This window comes from Gemella cuniculi DSM 15828, from assembly GCF_000425665.1.
Taxonomy (GTDB): domain Bacteria; phylum Bacillota; class Bacilli; order Staphylococcales; family Gemellaceae; genus Gemella; species Gemella cuniculi.
Genome location: NZ_KE384433.1, coordinates 61,736 through 74,639, shown reverse-complemented (window position 1 = coordinate 74,639; position 12,904 = coordinate 61,736). Strand labels below are relative to the sequence as shown.

At 28.5% G+C, this 12,904-nt stretch carries 12 protein-coding genes; 7 read left to right on the top strand and 5 right to left on the bottom strand.

The window, feature by feature from the left end; all coding sequences use genetic code 11:
• Positions 1 to 103: 103 nt before the first annotated feature.
• The 3 genes from H612_RS0107955 to cls all read right to left on the bottom strand — a co-directional run bounded on the left by H612_RS0107955 (position 104) and on the right by cls (position 3,125).
• On the bottom strand, positions 104 to 409 hold the full coding sequence (locus H612_RS0107955; RefSeq protein WP_035500519.1) for a TIGR04197 family type VII secretion effector: 306 nt from the start codon (positions 407 to 409) through the stop codon (positions 104 to 106).
• A gap of 179 nt (positions 410 to 588) precedes the next feature.
• The gene (locus H612_RS0107950; RefSeq protein ID WP_027130961.1) at positions 589 to 1,539 is read right to left on the bottom strand and encodes a foldase protein PrsA; all 951 of its coding nucleotides are present in this window, start codon (positions 1,537 to 1,539) and stop codon (positions 589 to 591) included.
• Positions 1,540 to 1,601: 62 nt separating this feature from the next.
• Positions 1,602 to 3,125 (bottom strand): cardiolipin synthase, encoded by a 1,524-nt coding sequence (gene cls, locus H612_RS0107945; protein WP_084167261.1) that lies wholly within the window; start codon positions 3,123 to 3,125, stop codon positions 1,602 to 1,604.
• A 329-nt stretch (positions 3,126 to 3,454) separates the two neighbouring features.
• Between cls and H612_RS10110 the strand changes: the two genes are divergently transcribed.
• The 3 genes from H612_RS10110 to H612_RS0107930 all read left to right on the top strand — a co-directional run bounded on the left by H612_RS10110 (position 3,455) and on the right by H612_RS0107930 (position 6,168).
• Positions 3,455 to 3,610 (top strand): SE1561 family protein, encoded by a 156-nt coding sequence (locus tag H612_RS10110; protein ID WP_027130959.1) that lies wholly within the window; start codon positions 3,455 to 3,457, stop codon positions 3,608 to 3,610.
• Between the two features lie 67 nt (positions 3,611 to 3,677).
• Positions 3,678 to 5,039, top strand: a complete 1,362-nt coding sequence (rlmD, locus tag H612_RS0107935; protein WP_027130958.1) for a 23S rRNA (uracil(1939)-C(5))-methyltransferase RlmD — start codon at positions 3,678 to 3,680, stop codon at positions 5,037 to 5,039.
• A 529-nt stretch (positions 5,040 to 5,568) separates the two neighbouring features.
• Entirely contained in the window at positions 5,569 to 6,168 is a 600-nt protein-coding gene (locus tag H612_RS0107930; protein ID WP_027130957.1) for a uracil-DNA glycosylase family protein, read from the top strand.
• Positions 6,169 to 6,240: 72 nt separating this feature from the next.
• On the opposite strand, the gene H612_RS0107925 is transcribed toward H612_RS0107930, so the two are convergent.
• Positions 6,241 to 6,522 (bottom strand): peptidase dimerization domain-containing protein, encoded by a 282-nt coding sequence (locus H612_RS0107925; protein ID WP_027130956.1) that lies wholly within the window; start codon positions 6,520 to 6,522, stop codon positions 6,241 to 6,243.
• Between the two features lies 1 nt (position 6,523).
• Complete coding sequence (locus H612_RS0107920; RefSeq protein WP_027130955.1) at positions 6,524 to 7,681, bottom strand: amidohydrolase; 1,158 nt, start codon at positions 7,679 to 7,681, stop codon at positions 6,524 to 6,526.
• 1,012 nt (positions 7,682 to 8,693) lie between these two features.
• On the opposite strand from H612_RS0107920, the gene pyrR reads away from it, so the two are divergent.
• The 4 genes from pyrR (at position 8,694) to carA (ending at position 12,900) form a co-directional block, all read left to right on the top strand.
• Positions 8,694 to 9,218 carry a bifunctional pyr operon transcriptional regulator/uracil phosphoribosyltransferase PyrR gene (gene pyrR / locus H612_RS0107915; protein ID WP_027130954.1) on the top strand — a complete coding sequence of 175 codons (525 nt, stop codon included), beginning with the start codon at positions 8,694 to 8,696 and terminating at the stop codon, positions 9,216 to 9,218.
• A gap of 190 nt (positions 9,219 to 9,408) precedes the next feature.
• Positions 9,409 to 10,290, top strand: coding sequence for an aspartate carbamoyltransferase catalytic subunit (locus tag H612_RS0107910; RefSeq protein WP_027130953.1), 882 nt, complete (start codon positions 9,409 to 9,411; stop codon positions 10,288 to 10,290).
• Between the two features lie 18 nt (positions 10,291 to 10,308).
• Positions 10,309 to 11,601 carry a dihydroorotase gene (locus tag H612_RS0107905; protein WP_027130952.1) on the top strand — a complete coding sequence of 431 codons (1,293 nt, stop codon included), beginning with the start codon at positions 10,309 to 10,311 and terminating at the stop codon, positions 11,599 to 11,601.
• Between the two features lie 177 nt (positions 11,602 to 11,778).
• Positions 11,779 to 12,900 carry a glutamine-hydrolyzing carbamoyl-phosphate synthase small subunit gene (gene carA / locus H612_RS0107900; RefSeq protein WP_027130951.1) on the top strand — a complete coding sequence of 374 codons (1,122 nt, stop codon included), beginning with the start codon at positions 11,779 to 11,781 and terminating at the stop codon, positions 12,898 to 12,900.
• Positions 12,901 to 12,904: the final 4 nt, after the last annotated feature.

Below are 12,904 nucleotides of genomic sequence, written 5' to 3'. Positions count from 1 at the left end.
ACCTTGATATGCATTTTCTAGTTCTTCCAGCTTAGCTTGTTTCTTTTTGTTGTTTTCTAGTTGTTCTTCTAATAGGAGTCTTGTTTGATAATTTTCTAGTTTTTTAGTCATTTGGGATTTTTCTTAAACTATTTATACTTTCCAGTTGTGTTCTTAAGGTGTCATCCATCGCCTGAAATTCTTCGGCTACACTATGGATGTTACTGGACATGTTTTGTATTGTTTTTGATATTTTGCCAGCTGTTTGTTTTGATGCTTCTATACTATTTTGTGCATTAGTGTTGCCAGATACTGTTGTTTGAGTATCTTTTGATATATTTATTTCATTAGAGATAGTGTTGGCTATAGTTTGAAATGCAGTAGCACTTGTGATAGCTTGGTCTTTGTCAGATTGTAATATATTATTCATAATGACATCCTTTTTTTATTGCTTTTATATTTATTATACTATAAGTTTTACATTTAGCATAATGATATTAGAAATAAATAAAAAACTTAGATTATAAAAATATCTAAGTTTTTTATTGAATATATTTATTTAGTATATAGCCCTTTTTGTACACTGACTTTTAGATCAGGCCTTGTGTTTTACTTATTTTGTTGAGAAGAGTTTGCATTTCCTTCAAGCATAGATTTTATATAATTTTCTACATCACTATTATTTGCTTTTACATTATATTCTTCGAATATTTTTTTTAAGGCTTTGCTAACTACTGTTGAATCTTCTTTTACTGCTTGCTCTGCTGCTTTTTCTTCTAATGTTGGTTTTAATTCATCAAAACTTGAATCTTTTGTATCTAATACTTTAATAATGTGATAACCAAATGAAGTTTTTACTACATCAGAAACTTGATCTTTTTCTAGTGAATATGCAGCTTCTTTGAACTCTTTAACAAATGAGTTATCTTCTTTAGAAGACCAACCTAAATCACCACCATTAGAGGCATTAGCTGTATCGTTAGAATTTTCTTTTGCTAAAGTTGCAAAGTCTCCACCATCTTTAATTTTTTTAAGGATTTCTTCTGCTTTTTTCTTAGCATCTTCATCGCTTAATCCATTAGTATTTGACTTACTTTTAACACTAATTAAGATATGAGCAAGATGATATTGATGTTTATTTTTTTCGTAATTTTCTTTTAACTTGTCATCATTAACTCCATTGTAGTCATTAATCATGTAAGTTTGAGCTGCTTTAACTCTAAGACCATCTTTATATTTATCTAAAGTGAATCCCTGCTGTTTCAAAAGTTGTTCAAATTTTTCTTTTCCACCATATTGCTCTTGTGCTTTTTGAAGTTGCTCATCTATTGTTTTTTCATTTATTTTACTTTTATATTTATCTAATAAAACTTTTTGAATCATCATACTAGTCGCAGTTTTAGAAAGCTGAGTAGCCCCTATACTTTCTACTATGTCTTTTTGTGTGACATCTCCAGCTTTGCTTGAAATATACTTTGTTCCTCCAGATGAACATCCTGCTAAACCTATAACCGATACGCTAAGTGCTACAGGTAAAATAGCTTTTTTAAACTTTTTCATTTAAAATTTTCCTCCTAAATATAACTATGTATAAATATAACATATTTTTTATTATAAAACAACTATAGAATAGGTGATATAAGCCGTGCAAAAGCTTCTTTTATTCTTATAATAGTACTTCGTTTTTGATATTTTGAATATGAAATTAAAATAGATTTTTCTACATCTTTTAGAAAAATTTTTCTGAATTGATTAGTAGTTTTATAGTCGTAGACGAATGCATTTAATTCGAAATTTAATTTAAAACTTCTATAATCAAAATTTGCACTTCCCAAACTTGTTACTTCATCATCAATTATAATCATTTTAGTATGAATAAACCCATTATTGTAGATATATGTTTTTGCACCTAATGAAGCTAATTCACCAATGTATGAATATGTTGCCCAGTAAACGAAAATATGGTCTGGTTTATTAGGAACCATAATCCTTACATCAATTCCTGAGAGTATAGCCATCTTTAATGCGTCCATAACACTTTCATCTGGTATAAAATATGGCGATTGGATATAGATATATTTTTTTGCTCTTGAAATCATGTGAAGATAGCCATATTTAATCTTTTCTAGTTTGCTATCAGGGCCACTTGCTACCATTTGTATAGGAAGATAGCTATCTACTGGGGTAGGGAAGTAATCGGCTTTTAGTTCGAGTTCTTCGGTTTTTTTAGTTGATTGTGAATTCCAATCATCTATAAAGCGATACTCTAATGAACCAACTGCTTCACCTTCTATTCGTAAGTGAGTATCTCTCCAATATCCAAATTTTTTATCTAAACCTAAGTATTCGTCTCCTACATTAAAACCACCAGTATATCCAATTTTACCATCAATAATAACAATTTTTCTATGATTTCTATGATTCATACGAAAGTTAATTAGTGGGAATCTAGATTTGAAGAAACTTTTAATTTTTGCATTATTTTTTGTTAAATTTTTTAAAGAAGATATACTTAATTTTCTTGAACCTATATCATCATAAAGAATATAAACGCTAACGCCCTCTTTTAATTTTTTCTCTAGTAAATTAAATAATTTCTTTCCAATACCATCTTTTTTTAAAATATAGTACTGGATATGGATGTAACGTTCTGCATTTTTTATATCTTTAAACAATAAGTCAAACTTTTCTTTTCCATCTGTAATTATTTTAATTCTATTGTTTTTTGATAAAAATGCTTTATCGGTTTCATAATTTAGTTCTATTAAGTTTTTATATTTATAAATGGTTTGTTCACTTTTTGTAATTTCATATGGAGTTTTTCGATTTAATAAATTTTCTTGATATGAAATTTTTTCCTCATCTGAAAAGGGAAAAATCTTTTGTCTGTATATTGGACGTCCAAATATAAGATATAGAATAAACCCTAGATACGGAACTAGAAAAAGAACTAGAATCCATGCCCAAGATGATGAGGCTGTTTGAAATTCTAAAAATACAATAGAAAAAGCTAGCAACGTATTTATAATTAAAAACAATGTTAATAGAATATCAATATCTAAATGAATATTACTAAATAACGTTGTAATATAATCTAAAATGTGTGTTAGATTTATATTTAAAATATTAAAGTTTGTATAGTTCATAATATAACACTCCTAGTTAAATATTAACTTAAAAGAAAAGAAAAGTCTACTAATATTAGCCATATATTTTAAAAATTTTAGAGTAATTTATACAAAATAATAAATTTATATCATTACTTTTAAATATAGGAAATTTTTTGAAATTTACTACGAATTTTGTTGTTGTTTATTAAGATAACGAATAAAATTTTTAATTAAAAAAGTTTGTAAAATAAATTTCTTGTTTATTGTAAAATGAATTTATCAATAAATAAAAAAAGTTTTTATTTTGAGTTGAATTTTTAGAAATTTATATTATAATGGAGTAGAGAATAAAAAAGGAGAATATCATGCCTAATAATATTTTAGAAGAATTAAAAACTAAATTTGAAGATTTTGCAAGTGAGTTAGACAATATTGAACCAGAAAAAGTTGATTTGACTCAAATTGATAGATTAATAGCATTAGTGGAAGAATTAGATAACGAAATTAAAACTATAAAGTAAGATAAAAGGAGCTGAAGTGGGAGTAGTTGAACTTCTACTCAGCTTTCTTTTATAGTTAGAGGATAAAATGAAAAAGAAAAGCAAAAATAATAAAAAATTAAACGTATTACTTACAATAAAAAAAATAGGAATTAACGGAGAGGGAATAGGGTATTACAAAAAGAAAATTACTTTTGTGAAGGGAGCCTTGCCTGATGAAGTAATTGTTTGTGAAATTGTGGAGGAGAATCCAAAGTTTATTATAGGAAAACTTGTTAAAGTTAAAGAACCCAGCCCGTATAGAGTTGAAGTGAAAAAAGAATTTAGTGAAAGTGGTGCTTATCAACTTGCTCATGTTAGTTATGAAAAGCAGCTTGAGTATAAACGAAGTATCCTTTTAGATGCTTTTGACAAGTATTATAAGTTACCAAAAGCAGATAAGATAGTCTTAAAAACTTTGGCGAGTTCAAAAATTGAAAATTACCGCAATAAAAACCAATTTCCAGTTGTTATAAGAAGTGGAAAAGTTATTGCTGGGTTATATAAAGAAGGTACAAATGAACTTGTAGAAATTGAAAAAGATATTGCATTACATGAGAATGGAAATAAAATTACAAATCTTGCGAAAAAATGTTTAGGAAAATATAAAATAGATATATCTATGAATAAAAAAAATTATGGAATAAAATATATTTCTACACGAACCTCATTTTATAATGGAGATGTACAACTTATTCTTGTGGCTAATACAGAAAAAATAAAAAATCTTGATAAAGTTGTTGATGAAGTTAAACGTGAAAAAATTGTAAAAAGTATTGTTTTAAATGTTACAGATGATAGTGATCATTTGGTCATGGGAAGTAAAAATATTACATTATATGGTGCAGACCATATAGTGGAAAGGGTTGGCGATATTAAGTATAGACTTTCTGCTAAGTCGTTCTTTCAGTTGAATCCACTAACTACTAAAAAGCTTTATGATAAAGTTGTAGAATTTGCAGCTTTAAAAAATACTGATGTAGTACTTGATGCTTTTTGTGGAGTAGGAACTATTGGACAGTATATGAGTAGAAGATGTAAAGAAGTTTATGGTGTTGATATTATAGAGGATGCTATTAGAGATGCTAATGATAATATAAAGCTAAACAATTTAACTAACTGTACTTATGTTGCAGGTGATGCTAACAAGATTGTGCCTCGATGGAAGAAAAAAGGAATTCACTTTGATGTTGCTATTGTAGATCCACCAAGGGTAGGTTTGGGACATTTGGCAAAAAATTTATTAAATACTGATGCTAAAAAAATAGTTTATGTTAGTTGTAATCCATCAACACTGGCACGTGATTTAAAAATTTTAACAAGAAAATACAAAATTAAATGTATTCAGCCTATAGATATGTTTCCGGGAACACCTGCTGTAGAAGCGGTAGTAGAGCTTATAAAAAAGTAGTATAGAGAAATAGATTAGAATTCGACAATAAAATTATATGAAGAATTTTTTATATCATTGATAAAAAATTAAATTAGTAAAAATTTGTAAAAAAAGTGATTTAAAATTGAAAAATAAGAAATTATCTAATAATATTTTTTAGGTAATTTGTTAAAAAAAACTATCAAACTTGGGATACATGATAATATGAAATAACTTTAATTAAAATGCGATATTATATTTATACTAAGAAATTTAGAGAATTATTTTCGGAATTAATTAAAATAAGAATATTTTAATTTGTTATAGAAGTGATAACTGAATGGAGAAAAAAAGGGTAGTTATTAGTTTATGTGGATAAATCTTTTATATAATAATTTAAGTACAATAATTTATTTTATAAGTATGAGTATCAAGGTCATAATTAAAATAGTACTATTTTATAAAAGTAAAGGGAGATTGAATCATATACAGAGTAAATAATAGAAAATATAAAAATGTGGTAGTAGAATAAATTCAATAATTTTTATCAAAAATGGGAGGTTGTACTTTGAAAAATGAATTAGAGCAATTAAGGAAAGAAATTGTAGCTGCTGAAGAAAATAAGAGATATACTGCTATGGGAATTGAGCCATTGTTTTCGGTATTTGAAGATGCAAAGATTGTGATAGTTGGGCAAGCACCTGGAATAAAAGCACAACAATCAAAGATGTTTTTTAATGATAAAAGTGGCATTAAATTAAGAGAATGGTTGGGAGTAAGTGAAGACATTTTCTACAATTCAGGATTAATTGCTGTAGTTCCAATGGACTTTTATTATCCAGGAAAAGGTAAAAATGGAGATTTACCACCGAGAAAAAACTTTGCTTCTAAGTGGCATAAGAAAATTTTAGACCTCATGCCGAATATCGAACTAATTATTTTAGTGGGTGCTTATTCTCAAAACTACTATTTAAATGATATTAAAGAAAAAACTTTAACCGAAACAGTTTGCAATTATAATGAATATTTACCTAGATATTTTCCAATAGTTCATCCTTCTCCACTTAATTTTAGATGGTTTGGAAAGAATCCATGGTTTGAAGAAAAAATAGTACCAGCTTTACGAGAAAAGGTAAGAAATATTTTAGGAGAAGATGTTTTTCAATAGAATAAGGTAAAAAGAGATTGACTCAAAAATTGTAATTTTTTAAAATAAAATTTTGCTGAGTCAATCACTTTTTTATATTTTCTTGAGAGTATATCTTGTATTCTCTCCATAAAAAATAAGAAGAGAGGAGGCAAGATTTTCTATTAGTCTTTTATTGTTGGATTTTAAGATTACTTCTGCTTTTCCTGAAATAACATTAAAGGCATCGCCGCTAATTACAGAGATTATTTCTATGTTAGAGTGTTTAGAACTTTTTTTGACAAATTCACTGACAATAACAGTGGTGTCAATTGCTTCGTGTGGCTCTGCTCCATGTCCTCCTTTACCAAAAAGAGTTAGTATATATTTTGTCATATTATTTTTTCTCCTTTAAATTAGTTACTACCTTATCTGAATTAAAGGCAAGGTTTAAGAATATTGAAGCAGTGTGAGACATTACTCTTTCTTCAAAATCAAAATTAGGATGATGATGTGGATATTTGGCAAAAGTTGAATTACCAGCACCAATCAAAAAAAATGCTCCAGGTATATTTTCTACATAATAAGAAAAATCTTCTCCAATCATTAAAGGCTCAACTTCGGAAATAATAAGTTGAGGTAGTATTTCTTTAGTGCATGAAATAATTTCTTCAGTTCCTTTTTTATGATTAATAAGTGGTGGATAACCACCATAATAGATAAATTCTACCTTAGTATCTTCATATTCAGATTCGAGTGATAAGCATAATTTTTTTAGTTTATCAAGTACAAGTTTATGAAGTTTTTTGTTGAAATGTCTTATTGTACCAGTAATGCTGGCAATGTGTTTTGTACTTTCTAATTTACCCAAAGTTATAACTAAAGTTTCTTGGGGTTTAGAAAAACGTGAAACTATTTGTTGTGTCATTGATACGAAATTAGCGGCAATAAGATTAGAATTTTCTTTAGAGGTAATTTTTATTTCGAATCTATCAGCAGCTGCACAGAGTTCTCTATAACTATAACCTAAAGTTCCAAGTGGGAGTGGAGTCCAAAGATGAGCGCCAAATATTACATCTATATTATCTAAACAACCAGAATCAATCATAGTTTTAGCACCACCAGGTGCTTGTTCTTCTCCATATTGGAAAATAGCAACAACATCGTGTTGAAGTTTATTAATATTCTTCATCAATATTTTGCAAGTAACAAGTAGTGTTGCGGTATGCCCATCATGCCCGCAAGCATGCATAACGTTTTCTTTTTTTGATTTATATGTCGTTATTTTAGCATCATTAATGGGAAGAGCATCAAAATCTGCCCGAAAAGCAATGGTGTTTTTAGAATTTTTCCCTTTGATTCTTGCTACAACTCCATAAAGGCCTACATCTGTCTTAATGTCTTGAATACCTAGTTCTCTTAAATAATTTTCGATAAACTTTGCCGTATTTTTTTCATTAAAAGATACCTCAGGATTCATATGCATATAACGACGGAGTTCAACCATTTCGGGAAAATAATTTTCAATTTCTTTTTTTATAAGTTCAGTAACCATATATTCTCCTTTGCAATTAAATATAAGCTAAATAAATTATACAATGAAAAAAAATAATTTGAAAGAGAGAATTGTAATCTGAAATGAATATACAAAATAACAAAGTTTAGAAGAACTTATGAGGAAATATTAATTGATAAAGATAAATTTTATTTGGTAGTAAAAGATGAGTTTGATTTGTTTCCTACTATATTTAAAACTCACAGGATAGTAGAAGTCTCTAAAGAGTTCAAAAATGAATTAAGTAACTCTTTGCATTTATAAAAAAAGATTTTGAAAAATATTATAATATAATAAAAGAAAATGTAAAATATATAGCGAATTTAAAATGGACAGAAGAATATAAGTTAGAAAATTCAACTATAACATCATGTTCATTACCAATATACCCTACGTTATATTTATATCAGAAAGAGCAAATTATCTCATATACCACCTAGTAAAATATTAAAAAGTAAAAATATTCATTTATTAGCTGAAAACATTTTTCATGAAGCTATTCATCAATAGTGAATTTTAATATTTTGAAAAAAATATACTTTTGTTAGAATACAATAGTAAAAGTTCCTTAAAAATAGAAATGCCATGAAGACAAAAACAAAAAGAAAATAGAAATAAATCACGGGAATTAGATAGAGTGTTTCACGCAACTATAGTATATACTAATTTATTACTACCCTTTAGGAAAAAATATTAGATTCAGCAGATAATAATTTGACAAATTTTTCTATACAAGCAATTAAATCAGATGAAAATTCTTTTACTGATTTAATAACCTCGATTTTGAAAGTAGAAAAGATTTAGAGTATAGGAGATTAAAGAAATTAGGTTACTCTCCTATTTACTAGTTGACAATTTTTAAATTATAGTATATACTTATCATAGTTTAAGAAACACATCTTTAATGTGATCCGGAGAGGTCAGCAAAGATTAATTTTTTGGAATGAATATACCAAGTTTAAATGTGCTGTCCTACTTTGAATTAGTAGGATATTTTTTTTTGAGGTGAATTATGAAAAAACGACTTCTTTTTGATGAAATTATGATTTCAAGAATGATAACGAGAATAGCTAATGAAATTATTGAGCAAAATAAATTGGAAGAAATAGTTTTGGTTGGTGTTAAAACCAGAGGAATTTATATTGCTAAAAGATTAAAGCAAAAAATAGGTGAAATTGAAAATATTAATATTCCTGTGGAAGTCCTTGATATAAAGTTTTATCGTGATGATTTAGAAAAGAAAAGTGAAGAACCAGAAATTAAAACACCGAAATTTAAACTCAATTTGAATAACAAAGTTGTTATTATAGTTGATGATGTATTATATACTGGACGAACTGTTCGTGCGGCTATTGATGCAATTATGGATGTTAGCCGTCCTAAAGCGATTCGTCTTGCAATACTTGTAGATAGGGGGCATAGAGAACTTCCTATTCGTGCTGATCACATTGGAAAAAATATTCCTACCTCAAAATTAGAAAATGTAAAAGTTCATTTAAAAGAAGTAGATGATAATGATGAAATATTACTAATATAAATAAAAATCTTTTTAAGCTAGTCCAGAGAGGCTAACAAGGGATTAAATTTAGAGTTTATATCTAACTAAATAGTATAGCTATATTCAGCGACTAAAATAGTAAACTTACTTAAATTTAAAATCGATTGAACAATCATACCTTGTAGCCTTGCTACAAGGTATTTTTTATACAATAAAAAGGAGAAATAAAATGAAAAATATAGTAAAGATGTCTGATTTAACTAATGAAGAGGTTTATGATTTAATAAAACGTGCATTAGAATTAAAACGTGGAAAAAAAGTAGTACCACGAGAAGACTTATATATAGCAAATTTATTTTTTGAAAATTCTACAAGAACAAAGCATAGTTTTGAGATGGCAGAGTATAAACATAGATTAAATGTAATAAATTTTGATGCAGCCACCTCATCTGTTAATAAAGGAGAAACGCTTTATGATACTTGTAAGACATTGGAGATGATTGGATGTAATATGTTAGTAATTCGCCATAGCCAAGATGAATATTATAAAGAATTAGGTAAATTAAATATTCCAATATTAAATGGAGGAGATGGTAGTGGAGAGCATCCTAGCCAATGTTTGCTTGATCTTATGACTATGTATGAAAAATTCGGAACTTTTGAAAATTTAAATATTATAATTGCAGGTGATATAAAAAATTCTAGAGTAGCAAGAAGTAATTATAATATGTTAACGAGACTGGGGGCAACGGTAAGGTTCATTTGTCCAGAAATTTTTAAGGATGATAGCCTAGGAGAAGTAGTAGACTTTGATGAGGTTATAAGTGAGGTGGATGTATGTATGCTTTTACGAGTTCAACATGAAAGGCACAATTCAGAAATGAACCTTACGAAAGAGAGTTATCATAAAAATTTTGGTTTGACAAAAGAGCGTTATGAGAAGCTAAAAGATGAGGCTATTATAATGCATCCTGCTCCAGTTAATAGGGATATGGAAATAGACTCTGAACTGGTAGAAGTTTCAAAATCTGTAATTTTTGAACAGATGAAAAATGGAATGTTTATACGCCAGGCCATGATAGAAAAAATAATTAAAGACAATAATTTATAATTAAAGGAGAAAAAATATATGTTACTTTTGAAAAATGGTAAAATTTTGGAAAATGGAGTTCTGGTTAGTAAAGATATTTTAGTAAAAGACAAAAAAATCATTAAAATAGAAGATAAGATAGAAAATTTAGAAGCGGAAGTTTTAGATTTATCTGGAAAATTTGTTTCTCCTGGTTTTATAGATGTTCATGTTCATTGGAGAGAACCTGGATTTGAATACAAAGAAAATATTTATCATGCATCACGAGCGGCTGCACGTGGAGGTTTTACGACAGCGATGCCAATGCCTAATTTAGATCCAGTACCGGATAATTACGAAAATTTAAAATTACAGTTAGATATTATAGAACGTGATTCTGTAATTCGTGCCTTGCCGTATGGTGCAATTACAAAAGGTGAACAAGGAAAAGATTATGCTGAATTTGAAGAATTAGTAGATCATGTTTTTGCATTTAGTGATGATGGACGAGGTGTTCAAGATGCTAATATGATGTATGAGTCTATGATGATTGCAGCAAAACTTAATAAGGCGATAGTAGCACACTGTGAGGATAATTCATTAATTCGTGGGGGTTGCATGCACTGTGGTCGTCGTAGCCGCGAGTTAGAACTTCCAGGTATTCCATCGATATGTGAAAGTGTTCAAATTGCTCGCGATGTACTTTTAGCAGAAGCAGCAGGTTGTCATTATCATGTGTGCCATGTTTCAACAAAAGAATCGGTTCGTGTGATAAAAGAAGCAAAAGCGGCTGGAATAAAGGTTACTTGTGAAGTTTGCCCACATCACTTGATAAGTGATGAGATGGATATTCCAGAAGATAATGGTATGTGGAAAATGAATCCACCGCTTCGTTCAAGAGAAGATAGAAATGCTCTTATCGCAGGATTGTTAGATGGAACAATTGACATTATTGCAACAGATCATGCTCCACATGCAACTCATGAAAAAGATTTAACAATGCGTAAAGCAGCCTTTGGCATTGTGGGAAGTGAGACAGCGTTTAGTCAACTTTATACTAAGTTTGTAAAAACTGGAATTTTTTCATTAGACTTTTTAGTAAAATTAATGTCGGAGAAAGTAGCAGATATATTTGGTTTACCTTATGGTAAATTAGAAGAAAACTCTTATGCTGATCTAGTAGTTATTGATTTGGAAAAATCACTTATAATAGATCCAGAAAAATTTTTATCTAAAGGAAGAAATACCCCCTATATAGGAGAAAAAATTTATGGTATTCCAGTGCTAACGCTTAGTGAAGGAAAAGTAGCGTACAAAGATGAAGAAGTATTTGATATATATTCATATAAATAAAAGAATTGAAGACAGTTTCTTCTATGATTTATGGTAATGTTATTAAAGAGAAAATGAAACTATATACTTATGTATTATTTGGAAAATTTACACATTAAAGTGATTTAACTGGAGATATCTTTCATTACTACTAAGTCATAAAAACAAAAAGCAATTTAACGAAAGAGAGAAAAAGCTATGTATAGTTATGATAGACAATTAATTTTAGAAGATGGAACAGTGTATAAGGGTTATGGATTTGGGGCTAATGTTTCTATGGTAGGTGAGGTGGTTTTTAATACAGGGATGACTGGATATCAAGAAACTCTTTCTGATCCTTCTTATAATGGGCAGATAGTAATATTTACATACCCTTTAATTGGAAATTATGGTATAAACAGGGATGATTTTGAAACTATCAATCCAAGTGTTAAAGGTTTAGTTGTCAGAGAGATTTGTCATAAACCATCAAATTTCAGATCGGAATATAGTTTAGATGAGGTACTAAGAGAATTAAATATTCCTGGAATATTTGGCATTGATACAAGAAGTTTAACGAGAAAAATAAGAGAACATGGGACTATCAAAGGTATAATTACAGATTTATGCGTGGATGTTAAGGAGCAATTAGGAAAACTAAAAAATACAGAGTTAGCGACTAATCAAATAGAACAAGTATCAACACCTAAAGCATTTTTGTCTTCAGGAAATGGTTATAGAGTTGTATTGGTTGATCTTGGGATGAAATCAGGAATTTTAAGAGAATTAAATGAAAGAAATTGTGATATAGTCGTTGTTCCTCATAATGTAAGTGCAGCAGAAATCTTTAGACTTAATCCAGATGGAATAATGTTAAGCAATGGACCAGGGGATCCTGAAGATGTGCCTGAAACTATTGAGATGATTAAAGAGGTTATGCCGAAAATCCCAATTTTTGGAATTTGTATGGGGCATCAGCTTATATCACTTGCTGCTGGTGCAAAAACTTATAAATTAAAATTTGGTCATAGAGGTGCTAATCATCCAGTAAAAAATTTATTAACAGGTAAAGTAGACATCACATCACAAAATCATGGATATAGTGTTGATATAGATTCTCTAAAAAATACTGATTTAGAACTTACACATTTGTCAGTAAATGATAAAACATGTGAAGGGGTAAGACATAAAAAATATCCAGTTTTTTCTGTACAATATCATCCTGAAGCCTCTCCTGGTCCTCATGACCCAAATTATTTATTTGATCAATTTATAGATAATATGAGAAACTTCAAAGAAAATAAAAAAAAAATTAATTATATAGTTATAGAAAAATTTTAAGGAG

Excerpts from the sequence above, each read along its gene's own strand:
- H612_RS0107955 (WP_035500519.1), bottom strand. The coding sequence starts at position 409 with ATGAATAATATATTACAATCTGACAAAGACCAAGCTATCACAAGTGCT.
- H612_RS0107950 (WP_027130961.1), bottom strand. The coding sequence starts at position 1,539 with ATGAAAAAGTTTAAAAAAGCTATTTTACCTGTAGCACTTAGCGTATCG.
- cls (WP_084167261.1), bottom strand. The coding sequence starts at position 3,125 with ATGAACTATACAAACTTTAATATTTTAAATATAAATCTAACACACATT.
- H612_RS10110 (WP_027130959.1), top strand. The coding sequence starts at position 3,455 with ATGCCTAATAATATTTTAGAAGAATTAAAAACTAAATTTGAAGATTTT.
- rlmD (WP_027130958.1), top strand. The coding sequence starts at position 3,678 with ATGAAAAAGAAAAGCAAAAATAATAAAAAATTAAACGTATTACTTACA.
- H612_RS0107925 (WP_027130956.1), bottom strand. The coding sequence starts at position 6,522 with ATGACAAAATATATACTAACTCTTTTTGGTAAAGGAGGACATGGAGCA.
- H612_RS0107920 (WP_027130955.1), bottom strand. The coding sequence starts at position 7,681 with ATGGTTACTGAACTTATAAAAAAAGAAATTGAAAATTATTTTCCCGAA.
- pyrR (WP_027130954.1), top strand. The coding sequence starts at position 8,694 with ATGAAAAAACGACTTCTTTTTGATGAAATTATGATTTCAAGAATGATA.
- H612_RS0107910 (WP_027130953.1), top strand. The coding sequence starts at position 9,409 with ATGAAAAATATAGTAAAGATGTCTGATTTAACTAATGAAGAGGTTTAT.
- H612_RS0107905 (WP_027130952.1), top strand. The coding sequence starts at position 10,309 with ATGTTACTTTTGAAAAATGGTAAAATTTTGGAAAATGGAGTTCTGGTT.
- carA (WP_027130951.1), top strand. The coding sequence starts at position 11,779 with ATGTATAGTTATGATAGACAATTAATTTTAGAAGATGGAACAGTGTAT.